Source organism: Tabrizicola thermarum (assembly GCF_003574395.1).
Lineage (GTDB): Bacteria > Pseudomonadota > Alphaproteobacteria > Rhodobacterales > Rhodobacteraceae > Tabrizicola > Tabrizicola thermarum.
On record NZ_QMJY01000064.1, the window covers coordinates 1 to 12,126 of the forward strand.

General features: G+C 65.7%; 17 protein-coding genes. 6 read left to right on the plus strand and 11 right to left on the minus strand.

The annotated features are described in order from the left end of the window. Positions 1 to 195 precede the first annotated feature (195 nt). On the minus strand, positions 196 to 1,128 hold the full coding sequence (locus D5084_RS09435; RefSeq protein WP_128515246.1) for an IS5 family transposase: 933 nt from the start codon (positions 1,126 to 1,128) through the stop codon (positions 196 to 198). Positions 1,129 to 1,365: 237 nt separating this feature from the next. Here D5084_RS09435 and D5084_RS09440 point away from each other — a divergent pair, with 237 nt between their 5' ends. After that, the gene (locus tag D5084_RS09440; protein ID WP_128515247.1) at positions 1,366 to 3,342 is read left to right on the plus strand and encodes a calcium-binding protein; all 1,977 of its coding nucleotides are present in this window, start codon (positions 1,366 to 1,368) and stop codon (positions 3,340 to 3,342) included. Positions 3,343 to 4,235: 893 nt separating this feature from the next. Here D5084_RS09440 and D5084_RS09450 read toward each other — a convergent pair. The 10 genes from D5084_RS09450 to D5084_RS09490 form a co-directional block, all read right to left on the minus strand. Next, complete coding sequence (locus D5084_RS09450) at positions 4,236 to 4,556, minus strand: hypothetical protein (RefSeq protein WP_128515248.1); 321 nt, start codon at positions 4,554 to 4,556, stop codon at positions 4,236 to 4,238. After that, positions 4,553 to 4,756 (minus strand): hypothetical protein, encoded by a 204-nt coding sequence (locus tag D5084_RS09455; RefSeq protein ID WP_155523126.1) that lies wholly within the window; start codon positions 4,754 to 4,756, stop codon positions 4,553 to 4,555. The genes D5084_RS09450 and D5084_RS09455 overlap by 4 nt, the downstream gene beginning before the upstream one ends. A gap of 24 nt (positions 4,757 to 4,780) precedes the next feature. Then, positions 4,781 to 4,957 (minus strand): hypothetical protein, encoded by a 177-nt coding sequence (locus tag D5084_RS18365; RefSeq protein ID WP_155523127.1) that lies wholly within the window; start codon positions 4,955 to 4,957, stop codon positions 4,781 to 4,783. Then, complete coding sequence (locus D5084_RS09460) at positions 4,911 to 5,273, minus strand: hypothetical protein (RefSeq protein ID WP_128515250.1); 363 nt, start codon at positions 5,271 to 5,273, stop codon at positions 4,911 to 4,913. The genes D5084_RS18365 and D5084_RS09460 overlap by 47 nt, the downstream gene beginning before the upstream one ends. Then, positions 5,273 to 5,650, minus strand: a complete 378-nt coding sequence (locus D5084_RS09465; RefSeq protein WP_128515251.1) for a hypothetical protein — start codon at positions 5,648 to 5,650, stop codon at positions 5,273 to 5,275. Before D5084_RS09465 ends, D5084_RS09460 begins: the two co-directional genes overlap by 1 nt. 122 nt (positions 5,651 to 5,772) lie before the next feature. Then, entirely contained in the window at positions 5,773 to 6,798 is a 1,026-nt protein-coding gene (locus D5084_RS09470; RefSeq protein WP_128515252.1) for a tyrosine-type recombinase/integrase, read from the minus strand. Beyond that, on the minus strand, positions 6,795 to 6,989 hold the full coding sequence (locus D5084_RS09475) for a hypothetical protein (RefSeq protein ID WP_128515253.1): 195 nt from the start codon (positions 6,987 to 6,989) through the stop codon (positions 6,795 to 6,797). The genes D5084_RS09470 and D5084_RS09475 overlap by 4 nt, the downstream gene beginning before the upstream one ends. 148 nt (positions 6,990 to 7,137) lie before the next feature. Then, positions 7,138 to 7,914 carry a DUF1828 domain-containing protein gene (locus D5084_RS09480; protein ID WP_128515254.1) on the minus strand — a complete coding sequence of 259 codons (777 nt, stop codon included), beginning with the start codon at positions 7,912 to 7,914 and terminating at the stop codon, positions 7,138 to 7,140. Continuing rightward, a complete protein-coding gene (locus D5084_RS09485; RefSeq protein ID WP_128515255.1) occupies positions 7,911 to 8,429 on the minus strand; it encodes a hypothetical protein in 519 nt (172 codons plus the stop codon). The genes D5084_RS09480 and D5084_RS09485 overlap by 4 nt, the downstream gene beginning before the upstream one ends. Next, on the minus strand, positions 8,429 to 9,127 hold the full coding sequence (locus tag D5084_RS09490; RefSeq protein WP_162302413.1) for a LexA family transcriptional regulator: 699 nt from the start codon (positions 9,125 to 9,127) through the stop codon (positions 8,429 to 8,431). The genes D5084_RS09485 and D5084_RS09490 overlap by 1 nt, the downstream gene beginning before the upstream one ends. An 85-nt stretch (positions 9,128 to 9,212) precedes the next feature. Between D5084_RS09490 and D5084_RS09495 the strand changes: the two genes are divergently transcribed. From D5084_RS09495 to D5084_RS09515, 5 genes are all read left to right on the plus strand, one after another. Next, on the plus strand, positions 9,213 to 9,428 hold the full coding sequence (locus D5084_RS09495) for a carph-isopro domain-containing protein (RefSeq protein ID WP_128515257.1): 216 nt from the start codon (positions 9,213 to 9,215) through the stop codon (positions 9,426 to 9,428). Further along, positions 9,425 to 10,126 carry a methyltransferase gene (locus tag D5084_RS09500; protein WP_128515258.1) on the plus strand — a complete coding sequence of 234 codons (702 nt, stop codon included), beginning with the start codon at positions 9,425 to 9,427 and terminating at the stop codon, positions 10,124 to 10,126. Before D5084_RS09495 ends, D5084_RS09500 begins: the two co-directional genes overlap by 4 nt. After that, positions 10,123 to 11,205 carry a helix-turn-helix domain-containing protein gene (locus D5084_RS18545; RefSeq protein WP_202910047.1) on the plus strand — a complete coding sequence of 361 codons (1,083 nt, stop codon included), beginning with the start codon at positions 10,123 to 10,125 and terminating at the stop codon, positions 11,203 to 11,205. The genes D5084_RS09500 and D5084_RS18545 overlap by 4 nt, the downstream gene beginning before the upstream one ends. Next, positions 11,202 to 11,588 carry a VRR-NUC domain-containing protein gene (locus D5084_RS09510; RefSeq protein WP_128515259.1) on the plus strand — a complete coding sequence of 129 codons (387 nt, stop codon included), beginning with the start codon at positions 11,202 to 11,204 and terminating at the stop codon, positions 11,586 to 11,588. The genes D5084_RS18545 and D5084_RS09510 overlap by 4 nt, the downstream gene beginning before the upstream one ends. After that, on the plus strand, positions 11,585 to 12,126 hold a 542-nt coding region (locus D5084_RS09515; RefSeq protein WP_155523128.1), incomplete at its 3' end, for a hypothetical protein. The genes D5084_RS09510 and D5084_RS09515, both read left to right, overlap by 4 nt.

The window sequence follows — 12,126 nt, forward strand, 5'->3', positions numbered from 1 at the left end:
GCGGATTGCAAATCCGTGTAGACCGGTTCGATTCCGGTACCCGCCTCCATTTCCCTTCAAAGGGTTAGCCCACAACAGAGCAGCCTGCCGCGGAACGGTTTTCCCATCGGTTTTCCCTTTTCCCGTTTTGTGCTTCGAACGGGCTCTGTTGCGCAAATCGTCTGATGGCCGAGCTGCCCCTTTCCCCGGACAGACTTATCCCACGGCTTCGGTGACGGGGGTGCCGAGCGCGGTGAAGCCGTTGAGGACGGCGACACGGACCTGGAACTCGGCGACCTGACGGTCGAACTCGCGCGCGGAGAGGCGCTGGCCCAGGAGCTTGACGCAGTGCATCTTGGTCTCTGCCCGGCTTCGGCGGTGATAGCCGCTCCATCGTCGCCAGATGGTCCGCCCGACGCGCTTTGAGGTGCGCAGGATCTCGTTGCGTGCGACAGCCCCGGCGGTGTCGGGCTTCCAGGGCTTCGCGTTCTTGCGGGGCGGGATGATCGCAGCGGCACCTCGTGCCGCAATGGCGTCGTGGCACTTGCGGGTGTCGAAGGCGCCGTCGGCGGTGACGCTGGCGATCTCTTGCTCCGGCGGGATCTGGTCGAGCAGGTCGGGCAGCATCGGGGCGTCGCCGACATCGCTCGTGGTGAACTCGGCCGCCCGGATTTCCAGCGATTTCTCGTCGATCCCGATGTGGATCTTGCGCCAGACCCGGCGTTTGGTGCCCCCGTGCTTGCGGGCGTTCCATTGCCCTTCGCCCTCGACCTTGATCCCGGTGCTATCCACCAGCAGGTGCAGCGGACCGTCCGAGCCGCGATATGGAATGTTGACCTTCAGGGTCTTCTGACGCCGCGACAACGTGCTGAAGTCGGGCACCTTCCAATCAAGGCCGATCAGACGCAGCAGGCTCTCGACGAACCCGGTCGTCTGGCGCAGCGCCATCCCGAACAGCACCTTCATCGTCAGACAGGTCTGGATGGCGGCATCACTGTAGTCTGGCCGGCGCCCGCGCTTGCCCGTCGGCGCAGCGTCCCAGGTCATCGCGGGATCAAACCAGATCGTCAGCGAGCCGCGGCGCTTGAGCGCCTCGTTGTAGGCTGGCCAGTTGCGGGTCTTGTAGGCGGGGGGTGCGGGTCTGCTCATGCCTCGCAGCTACCACGCTGGATTCACGAGATGAATCCCTCACCTGATTTGTGCAACAGAGCCGTCAGTATGGATGCAACAGCCCTCTCGGGTCGGAGCACGTGGTGCCGCATTCACGGCAAACTTTACTAAAGCCCTGTCTCCTTGCCCGAATAACGCCACGGAGCCGCCACGGCGCCCGAGGGATGTATGACCCTATCCTCACCCAACTGAAGATATTTGGGTGTGGACGGGAAAATGGCAACTATCGCGCTCCCTGGCTTGGGATCGGCATTCACCTACGGAAGTGATGCCATCTCGCAGAATCTCTTCGGCGCAAACTTTCTGTTCAATCGCGACGGTGGTCAAACGGCCGGCTCGATATCGAATACCTATGATGCCTTCGCGCGTGAGGTGAACCTGCCGACAATCCGCTATCCCGGCGGAACGATGACCGAGGTCAATTTTGATCTCGCCAATCCGAACTCCACCCAGCAGAATTTTCTAGGCATCGGAATTCAGAAGGAGCCAACCGTAGGATTTTCGACTGCGGTGGAGTATGCCGCTTCGCTCGGGGCATCTGTCACGGTAGTACTGCCGACATACCGCTTCCTGTCGACCGAGCTGGATTCCGGAGGTTTCAGGACGATCAACGCCTCCCTGGAAGGAGATCTGCGGTCCTTCATCCGGTATTCCATCGCTGAGGCAGCAAGCAAAGGCAGTTCGATTGCAGCATTCGAGATCGGAAACGAATGGTGGGCGGATAACAGCAGTATTTTTGGGTTCAGAATGTCGCCGGTCGAGTACGGACGTGTCGCCAACTACATGGCGAGGATCGTTCAGGAGGAGATCGACAGTCTCAAGCTGGTCGACGGCCGCGGCGCGAAGATTGACCCGGACATCGTGGTCCAGGTAGGCCCCGGAGGCGCGGCGGAATGGTACTCGACATCCGGAAAGCCGATCCCGGAGGATTACGATGGACCGACCATCTCCGCAACGGAGCTGATCCTGAAGCAATTCACTGATCCCTGTGCCCGGGCAGCAGTGGATGGTGTTCTGACCCACCGATATCTTCACGGAACGGATACGAGCATTTCGGGCTGGGCCTACAAACCTTTTGAGATCTGGAATGCTGTCGCCAGATCCATGGGCGGTTTCAAGGAGGTGGATCGGTATGTCACCGAATGGAATGTATCGAGCCGCAACCGCACAGAGCTCGGGATCAAGCAGTTTGATAGCATGGTGAAATTGTTCGAGGAAATGGTCAGGGCTGGCGTCGATCACGCCAATGTCTGGGCCGTCCAGCAGAACAATAATACAAAGCTTATCGACAATACCGGAATTGGTGATGAGACCTATAATGGCCTGACATTCGCCGGTCTGGCATTTGACATGATGTCAGACAATCTGCGGGAGTTAAGAATTATCAACGCTCCGGACTTTATTTCCGGCCTCGATGCGAGCGCGTTCGGATCTGCGGAGCGGAATGTCTACTTCCTGACCAACCGATCAGACTCTTCGAGGTCGGATGTGTTAAGCTTCTCGGGCGACGCCGCGACAGCCCACCATCTTACAGTCTACGAGGTTTCCTCTTCGACCTCGGGCGAGCCCGAGGTCAGAGTTTCCACGATAAGCGTCGGTCGCGGCCTCACCACGGTTCCGCTAAACTTCAGCCCGCATGAGACGATCATGATTGTCGCCGTATCTGACCAGGTTGGAGCGAAAATTGAAGGATACGGCCTCGCGGACAATCTGGTCGGAAGCGTGTTCGCGGACTCGATCAGGGGCGCGGGAGGTAACGACACCATTGTCGGTGACAAGGGTAGCGACACGCTTCGTGGAGACGATGGGGCCGATTTTCTCTACGGCGGGCTGGGCGATGATCAGCAATACGGAGGTTCAGGAAATGATCTCCTGGATGGCGGATCGGGCCGCGACCTGCTCGACGGGGGAGCTGGCGACGACTGGCTGTTCGGCGGTGTCGGTGCCGATACCTTCGTATTCAGCGGCGGAAAGGACATCGTTCATGACTTCGAGGACGGGGTCGACCGGATCCAGATATCATGGCAGCCGTGGAACAGCGCGATGCCTGATGTCGCTGACCTGCTGAGCGCCTCGAGGGTAACCGAAAAGGGTCTCGCTATTGATCTTGGGACAGCAGGCACCCTGGACATCCATGGAGTTTTCGACCCGGCGGTTCTGATCGACGACATCATGTTCGCCCTGTTCGCCTGATCTCATTTTGCTCTGCGTGCATACGCGGCGCGACCGGTCGTCGCCGGGCCCAGGGGGGCGAACGCCTCCTCGAGCGTTTGCAGTCCGTAATTGGAGCCGGGGCCTTCGAGAGCCCTTCGCAAGCCTGAATCGGGATGATCGAAATGAAGCGCGCTTTAATCCAAAATTAAGCTTCCCGGCTGATTAATTCTCGCCGGCAGATGACGCCCAATAAACCTATCAACTTGCTCTCTCCACTCCCGATGCTCACTCTCGAACAGAAACCAGAAATACCAAAAATATCGCAATCAAGACCAATTCCGGACACAATTGAATGGCCCCGATAATGCAATCAGGAAACTTAAAATATATCTGGAGTTGATTGTTTCCAAAAGACGCAATCATGAGTAGCCGAGCCGCTGTGCGGCTGAGGAACGGGCTCATCCCGCTGTGACGTCGCTTCAGAAAAGGAATCGGTCTCCGGGTCTCTCCGGCAGCGCCCTTGATCGTTTCTCTGCGTCAGGGGGCGGCACCAGGAAGCATCCGGCTGATGCCATGGCTGGAATTGCGTGAGGCGCTCAGGAACTGGACCCGGGGGCATCCCTTCACCCCGGGAGCAACCCAACCTGTTCCTGCGCCCGGCAGCCCGCATCGCGGCGTCGTAGGCGTTGTGGCACCTCTGGCACCACGCGCGCAGGTTGGCCGGATCGCAGTTCTCCGGCGTGTGATCGAGATGGGCGATAGTCAGGACCACGCGGGAGCCCGTCACCGGGTGCGGCAGGCCGTTCTCTGCGCGGCAGTCGGGCCAGAGCGGGCTGCCTTCGCAGCGATTGCCCGCGCGCGCGAGGATCGCGGCGCGGATCGTCTTCCAGTCGGACGGGTAGCGGTGGCGGTTCTCGGCGCGGATCGGCATGTCAGTGTCGCGTTGCGGGCGGCTCGGGGTCCGGTGCAGCGGTGCCGGCGTCAGCTGCGAAGATTGCTTGAGCAGCGAACGCGGCGGCACGCTGCAGCAACTCGGTGAGCTGCGGTTCAGACGGTTTCAGACTGTGAAAAGTGTGCAGGGCGGCGGCGTGGATCAGATCAGCGGCGGGAGACGCGGGCACGTCACAGTCGCCACTTGCGCGGCACAAACGGACAGCGATCACCGCCAGAACGGCTGCGCGGTCGTTCGGGTCAGTGGGATCGTCGATCTGGATGTCGATCCGTATCGGAAACGGTTGGCGTGGCGGGCTCATTCTCCGGTCCTCGAGTCCAGCAGCTGATCCATCCACACGACGCTGTCCGCCGGGCGGACGGCGACGGCTTCGATGCGCCGGATCAGGCCAAGCAACGGCTGGATTTCCTCCAGATCGCTGCGCGGCATGGTGTCCGGCTTCGGCGTCCAGCGGTCGCCCTTGCGCTCAAGCAGGGACGAGCACAACACCAGTGTCTGCACTTCCGCGCGAAGCTCCGAGGCGGCCTAGCGCAGCAACGCCAGCGCGCGCTCGTGGAGGTCGGCGCGCACGTAGCCGGTGTCGTCGTCGTCCTCCCTGTGCTCGGACCACAAGATCAGATCATCATCGCCCAGCAGCTGCTGTCTGCGCTGCGCGTCATAATCGCCGCCGTCGGTCAGCCAGATACGTTCTGGGGCGGGCACGGCGGATCTCCTCCGGCATATCGATCTCCCAGCCTTCCGGGGTCTTGCGCACGTCGCACGACGGGCGGATGCGGAACTCGGCCTCCTGGCCGGTCCACCGGATCTCGAGGACGCCATGCGGCAGCTTCTTTGCTACGGCAATCATCGCGGCGGCAGCCTCGATCTTCGCGGCCCATTCGATCACCTCCGACAGCGCGTCGAGAAGTTGATCCGGCGTTTCGGCGACGACTGCGCCGAGCACGTTGCGGACTTCCTGCTCGGTCCATCCGGTGTGTTCCACGCAGGCGCGGAGCGCTTCGTTCAGGATGCCTGGCATCACGCTGCTCCCCGCGACGTGTCTGCGAACAGCTGCAACCCGGCGCTGGACAGCCACCACCACGAGCTGGCGGGGGTGTTCCCGGTGCCCCATGCGTCGCGGCTGCCGGCACCGTTGACGAGGCCCAGCTGCCATAGCTCCTGCATCGCCTCGGCGCTGGCACGCAGGCGGCGCCGGTTGGTGCAGAGGTGGAGCCGGGTCCCGCCCGGCAGGCAGCGCGCATCCAGATCGGCCAGCAGCCGCAGGATGCGGCGCTGATTGGCCGTCAGGCCGCACAGGCCCGGAACCGTATGCGGCAGCCGCAGCGCGGCATCGCGGCGGTGGTTGCGTGGGGCGGTGTCGGCCCAGTCAAGGGCCTCGGTGCTGAATGCTGGCATGGAGTGTCCTTCGTTGACGAGCGGGCGGGCGTGATGGCCGGGTTCCGGCAGCGGTCCCGAGCGGGGCGCGCCGCGGATCCACGCGGCTATGTCGAGCGAGGTCCAGCGGTGGAGGGGTGTCGTCATTGCGGGTCTCCCGGTTCATGTGAGGATTGACGTCGGCGCTGGGCGGTCAGGGCATGGCGCTGCTGCCGGGCCGGTCCGGCGTATTTCACGACCATCGCGCGGGCCTTGTGGCCTGTGATCGCCTGAATCTCGTCGTCGCTGCAGCCGGCGGCCGCGAGCTCGGCGGCGGCGGTGTAGCGCCAGCCGTGGATCGTGTAGGCTTCCGCGCCCATCGCCTTCCGGACGCGCATGATCTCGGCGGCCGCGGCGTGGTAGGTCAGCGGCCGGCCGTCGCGGCCGGTGGCGATGGTCATGCCCGTCCGCGGCAGGGTGGCTAGATATTTGGCGAGGCGCGGCGTGAACGGGATCCAGAGGCGCGCCCGAGTCTTCGACTGGCGCACCTCGATGCCGCCGTCGCGCAGATGGTCCCACCTCATGGCCAGCACGTCGCCGATGCGCTGGCCGGTTCCGATGCAGAGCTCCATCACCGTACGCGCTGTGCTGCCCGGCACGGCCGCCGCTGTGTAGGTCTCGATCAGATCGGCCGGCCATGGACGGTGCGGCCCCTCGCCCTCGCGCCGCAGGAGGCTGATTCCCTTGGCCGGGTTGTGCGTGAGCCAGCCCATGTCGATGGCCTGCTCGAAGAGAACGCTCAGCACCTGAACGATGTAGTTTGCGAAGCGCAGACGGTTGCGGTTCTCGTCCCGGGCGCGGATCACGTGGCGGCGCTCCATCCGGGAGGGTTCCATGTCGCCGAAGGTCGACTCGGCCCAATCGAGGATCTTCGCGTAGTCGGTTTTTGTGCGCGGAGCGAGGCGCGCCCAGCGCGCGGACTCGCGATAGGCGCGGATCAGGCGGCGGAAGGTGCGCCCGGCCGGCTCCGGCAGCGGCGACACGCCCCGCTTCGCGGCCATGTAGCGTTCGAGGAAGTCCGGCGCGTCCGGCGGGGGCAGCGGGATGCGGTCGCGTCCGCGCTGGAAGTACCAGTAGTCGCGGCCCTTCGCGCGCTTGCGCCGGAGGTATGGCAAATCGGCGCGCTTCACCGCCCGGCCCTGAAATCGATTGTGTCGAAGGTCCGGGGCGTCGGCTGCTCGGCCTCGGCCGTGGCCTCGATCTCGACGCGGCCGTTGCGGTAATCGACGATGACGCGGACCTGCCGGGCTCCGCCGCGCAGGGTCGCGCGGACGGCGCTCTCGATCTGGGTGCTGCGGATGGTGGTGGTCATGGCGATCATCAGCTCGGAGTCAACGCATGAACCATCGTCCGCAATCGTGCGTATGTCAACGCATATTGCGGACATTTAGATTGCCAAGCGTTGCGCGTCGTTTCTACGCGTCTGATAACTGCGTTGTTCCACAGTGCTTTCGACCGGCCGGACCGGGTCAACCCACTTTGGCAAGGGCGAGGTTGAACACCCGCCCGACCCAATCGTAGCCCTGATCGTCGACGACAGCCATGGCCAGCCCCTGGTTGGTCGCCCGGTTGAATCGGCGCTCGGTCACCCGGTTTTTCCGGCGGTCGACGACCGCGACGATGGGCGAGTCGCCGGCATGCCGGGCCTGATGCTCGACCAGCGCGTCCATGAGGCGCAGGTCGCTGCCCGCTGCATAGACCCGTGCGGCCTTCAGCCCGGTGTCGCTGCGGCGCAGCAAGATATCCGGGGATCCCGGCTCGTTCGCCGGGGCGGCTTCGGCTAGGAGGGCCTTGGGGAGCGAGGCTTCGATAGCGCGCATCACGTCATCGGCGAATGATGCGGCCACGTTCTCGCGGTTCAGGACGAACAGGTCGCGGGTCCGGATCAGCGCGCTGATGAACCGCAGCCCTGCGGCGCCGAGATCGCGCTCGGGCACCGGGTCGGTTCGCACGACAAGGTCGGTGTCGTAGTGGGCCCCCTCCTGCGCCAGCATGTGGCGAAGCATGCCGTCGCGGGCCGCTGACTTCAGGTCGAAGCCTCGGGCGACGGCATTCGGTATGGTCGTGCCGTCATCTTCGAACCGGTATAGCCCTTGGTCCGCTCGGACGAGGTAGAAATCCAGCAGGTCCCCGTCCGGCAGGCGGAAACCCGTCTCGATGTGAAATCCGACGGGCACCGTCGAGACATGCAGCGGCGCGCAGAGCTCGCTGCGCAGGCTGTCTGTCAGGGTGTCCGGTCCTATCACAGGTCGAGCTCCTCCTGCAGCGGCAGACCTTCAATTCTGAAAAGGCGGCCTGCGACGTGGCAGAACCGCGCTCTTGTCCAGCCGGTGCGCCTGCGGCGACGCATCCCGTGTTCCGGCAGAGTATAGGCCATGTCGATGCTTTCGGCTCCAGTCAAGTCGCCGTTTCGGTCGCAGTTCGCATGGACATGCAGCCCGCCGCCGCGGTTTCCCGGCTGATCCTCGACGCGGATCAGCGCTGTGGGCGGCCCGGTATCCGGGATGCCCACCAGCACCGCCTTCCACTTGCCACGGTTGGCGTCGACCTCGAACAGCACCCGGTACCTGCGTGAAGTTTCGGTGGAAAGCTGGAGGCAGCGCCACTGCCAGCCGGACGGGCACGGCCTCGTCTCGGTGAAGGGGCCGTGGCGCGGGGTGATATGGTCGGTCCGCCATCCGCTGTCGGAGGTGATGGTCTTGCGGCAGAGCAAGTGGTGGCGGATGGCGGACAGCCGGACAAGGCGCGGGCCTATGGTCATCAGACCTTTCTTCCGTACCAGAGCACCTTGCCCACCACCTCGATTTCTGAGCGGTCCATTTCGACCGGCGGGTAGATGCGGTTGTCGCTGATGACTTGCACGGTCGTCCGGGATCTGCCGCGGCCCACGCGCTTGCAGTGCAGGGCCTCGCCGAAGCGCAGCACGAACAGGCCGTCGTAGTCGAGGCTGGTCTTGGTGCGGTCGATCATCACCATGTCGTCGTCGAGCAGGGTCGGCTCCATGCTGTCGCCCCGGACCCGGATCGCCGCCAGATCGCGCCCGCGGGCGGCCGTCATTTCCGCGAGGTATCGCGGCGAGAACGCCAGGTTCGCCACATGCTCCTCGAGGTCCACGATCCGGCCCGGTCCGGCGCTAACTTCGACGTTGTAGACCGGCACCAAAGCCGCGGGCACGCTTTGGCGCTGCGACTGATACTCGTCTTTGTCTGATCCCTCCCGGACCGGTTGCCCGGCCAATTCCATGAGTTCTGCAACGACGTCATCGTTCCCGGCGAAGACGCTTGCGACTTTCTGGGCCATCTCCATCGGCAGGTACTGAGCCTTGAATCGCGACGGCGACTCGTAGTGTGCGTAACCTGATGTCGACATGCCTACCCTCGACGCCATGTCGCGCACGGACAAGTGCGCGCGTTCGCGGATAGCTTTCAGGCGGCGTGGAATCTCGGGTTCATCTACCATGTCCGCATCTTGCATACTCTGGTCGCTTGCGTCTGTATGATTTTTCTGCTTGCGTTGTGTCCGCTTATTGCGAACATATGCGCCCATGAGCTACGTCGACGTTATCGTTTCAAAGTTCGGGGGCTTGAGGCGCATGGCGCTCCTGCTCGAGCGTCCCGTATCGACCGTGCAAAGCTGGAAAGCACGCGGTTCAATTCCTGACAACGCCAAGCCCTCAGTGCTCGCCCGCGCGAAAGCACTCGGGATCGACCTGCGGCCCGAGCACTTCTTCCCGGGTGTCGATAGGGGTCCGGCGGCATGATCGGTTCGGTCTCGGACGGTGCTCGGGCCCAGACGGATCGGCCGCGCGGCGGTCCGGCCGTCATGGCGCGCCGGCGCGAGCCTGCGGCTTCGCTCGACGACTTTCCGACGCCGCCCTGGGCTGTGCGGGCGCTGACGGAGTGGCTGCAGAACCCTTGCGACAGGCTGCTGCCGGGGTCTCGCCGACCGGAGGCGCCGACCACGTCCGTCCTCAGCTGTCGCGAGCCCGCTGCCGGACGTGGGCACATGGCCCGGGCGCTGGCGGAGGCGTTCGGCGAGGTCCACCAGATCGACATACACGACTACGGCACCGGCAACCTGGACACGGTGGCGGACTACCTCGACGAGCCCTTCTGGCCATTCGTGGACTGGACGATCACCAACCCACCCTTCCGGCTTGCGGAGCGTTTCATCCGCCATGCGCTGAGCTTGTCCGAGGCGGGCGTGGCCATGCTGGTGCGGACGCAGTTCCTCGAGGGGGTCGGGCGGCACGAACGGCTGTTTGCGCGGCATCCGCCGACGGCGGTCCTGCAGTTTGCGGAGCGGGTGCCCATGGTGCGCGGCCGGCTGGACCCGAAGGCGAGCACTGCGACGTCCTACTGCTGGCTGGTCTGGGATCTGTGCGCGACGGGGCCGACGCAGCTGGTCTGGCTGCCGCCGTGCCGCCGTCGTCTGGAGCGCGAGGAGGACTGGACGTGAGCCATCACGCCACCAACTGGGCCATCCAGCAGCGCGGTCTGCAACCGGCCACGAAGCTGGTCCTGTGGTATCTGGCTGACCGGCACAACCCGGACTTCGGCTGTTTCCCGAGCCAGGAGCAGCTGGCGGCGGACTGCGAGATGAGCCGCAGGTCCGTGAACCGGCATCTGGACGAGCTGGAGCAGCGCGGTCTGATCCGGCGCGAGGAGCGGATCGATCCCCGGACGAAGCGCCAGCGGCCGACGCGCTACGTGCTGGCCTTCGAGCCGGACTTCGCCCGGGCGGCGCCGTCGGAGCCGTGTGCCAGTATGGCACACGGGTCAGGAACGGATGAGGAACATAGCGGGGAGCCGTGTGCCAATATGGCACACGGGTCGGAGCCGAGCCGTGTGCCATCCGTGACCGGAGCCGTGTGCCACAGCTGTGGCACACGTATAACCAGTAAGTTAACCAGTAACGACGACGAGCGCGTGCGCGCGTGCGCGTGCGAGGCCGAGCCGTCCGGCGCTGTGCCTGGCGTCGCGCCCGGTCTGACCGGCGCAGGCTGCGAAGACAGCGAGGCCGGGCCGTCGCTCCCCGGCGGCCCGGCCGGAGGCGGCAGCGGAGGCGGGGACACAGGCGGGGCGTCGGCCACAGCGCTGGTGGCGCGGATCTGCGAGGCGATGGGCGCGCCCGAGCTGGCAGAAACGCGGTGGTGGCGCATCGAGGCGGATTTCGGGCGCCGCATTGACGCGTGGCGGCAGCTCGGCCTGTCGGACCGGCGCATCGTCGAGGTGGCGCGGGAGTTCGCCCGGGACGTGCCGGAACTGCCGCAGGGGCCGAAGGGCCTGGACGCGGCCATGGTGCGGGCGGCGCAGCGGATCAGCGGGGAGCGTCGTGGCGAATGTTCTGCGCCTGCGGCGCAGTCGGCGCGGCCGCTCCCGGATGGCGTCCGCGACACGCTCGATCTGCTGGGCAGGGCCATCGCGGAGGGTCGCTACGTTCCGCCCAGCGCGGTCACGCCCGGCGCTGCCCGGGAGATGCTGGCGCGCGGGTTGGTGACCGCGGAGCAGCTGCAGGCGCGGGGTATCGCGGCATGACCGGGCTGTCCGGGCGGGAGGCCGACATCCAGCGGGCGGTCGTGGCCGCGCTGCGCGTGGCGCTGCCCGGAGCGATCATCCATCATTCGCCGAACGAGCACCGGGCCGGTGGCGTTGCGGCGCGTCGGGTGCAGGGCATCAGGTCCGGCATGGGTCTCTGCGCCGGCTGGTCAGATCTTGTGGTGCTGGCGCAGGGGCGTGTGCTGTTTCTCGAGGTCAAGGGGCCGCGGGGCCGGCTGTCGCCGGCGCAGGAGGCGTTCCGGGAGCGTGTGCTGGCAGAGGGCCATCATTGGGCGCTGGTGCGCTCTGTGGATGAGGCGCTCGAGGCGGCAGCAACCGCCGGGATGGTGGTGCGGGCGCGGGTTGGAGGAGGCCGCACATGACGAGGCACGGACGGCTGGCGGCGCGGGCGCGGCGCAAGAGGATCTGGCGCTGGGCGGTGCAGGAGGGTCTGGCGGAGCGCCACGCCCACGGCAATGCGACGCTGGACAGCGGCGCGGTGATCTGGGGGCTGCTGTGCCACGCTGTCAGGGTCTCGGCTGCGGCGGACAGGGCACCGCCGCGCTCCGGGTATCCGTCGGCGTCCCCGGGCGCCTGGCTGGCGCCGGACGAGATCACGTGGTGGCAGAGGGTCACGGCTGCGCTGCGCGGCGAGACGGACGGTCTGGTGGAGGCGGAGCGGGAGGCTGCGGTTCCGCCGTCCACGTTCGATGTGGCGGTGCGGGACGAGGTGCTCGAGCTCTGGCATCGGCATGCCCTTCGGGATCTCGGAGACTGGCGGCGCCTGCGGCGTGCGGTCTATGCGCTGGCCTGCGGCGTCCCGCCGCGGCGGGTGCAGGAGGAGACGGGGCTTTCGCGGGACAGGCTGCGGCACGCCCGCGACCGGGCGGTGGGCGACCTGCTGGCTGCGTGGGAGGGAGG

What these genes read in the sequence shown, in the direction of transcription:
- D5084_RS09435 (WP_128515246.1), bottom strand. Translation starts at nt 1,128, where the DNA reads ATGAGCAGACCCGCACCCCCCGCCTACAAGACCCGCAACTGGCCAGCC.
- D5084_RS09440 (WP_128515247.1), top strand. Translation starts at nt 1,366, where the DNA reads ATGGCAACTATCGCGCTCCCTGGCTTGGGATCGGCATTCACCTACGGA.
- D5084_RS09450 (WP_128515248.1), bottom strand. Translation starts at nt 4,556, where the DNA reads ATGAGCCCGCCACGCCAACCGTTTCCGATACGGATCGACATCCAGATC.
- D5084_RS09460 (WP_128515250.1), bottom strand. Translation starts at nt 5,273, where the DNA reads ATGCCAGGCATCCTGAACGAAGCGCTCCGCGCCTGCGTGGAACACACC.
- D5084_RS09465 (WP_128515251.1), bottom strand. Translation starts at nt 5,650, where the DNA reads ATGCCAGCATTCAGCACCGAGGCCCTTGACTGGGCCGACACCGCCCCA.
- D5084_RS09475 (WP_128515253.1), bottom strand. Translation starts at nt 6,989, where the DNA reads ATGATCGCCATGACCACCACCATCCGCAGCACCCAGATCGAGAGCGCC.
- D5084_RS09485 (WP_128515255.1), bottom strand. Translation starts at nt 8,429, where the DNA reads ATGACCATAGGCCCGCGCCTTGTCCGGCTGTCCGCCATCCGCCACCAC.
- D5084_RS09490 (WP_162302413.1), bottom strand. Translation starts at nt 9,127, where the DNA reads ATGGTAGATGAACCCGAGATTCCACGCCGCCTGAAAGCTATCCGCGAA.
- D5084_RS09495 (WP_128515257.1), top strand. Translation starts at nt 9,213, where the DNA reads ATGAGCTACGTCGACGTTATCGTTTCAAAGTTCGGGGGCTTGAGGCGC.
- D5084_RS09500 (WP_128515258.1), top strand. Translation starts at nt 9,425, where the DNA reads ATGATCGGTTCGGTCTCGGACGGTGCTCGGGCCCAGACGGATCGGCCG.
- D5084_RS09510 (WP_128515259.1), top strand. Translation starts at nt 11,202, where the DNA reads ATGACCGGGCTGTCCGGGCGGGAGGCCGACATCCAGCGGGCGGTCGTG.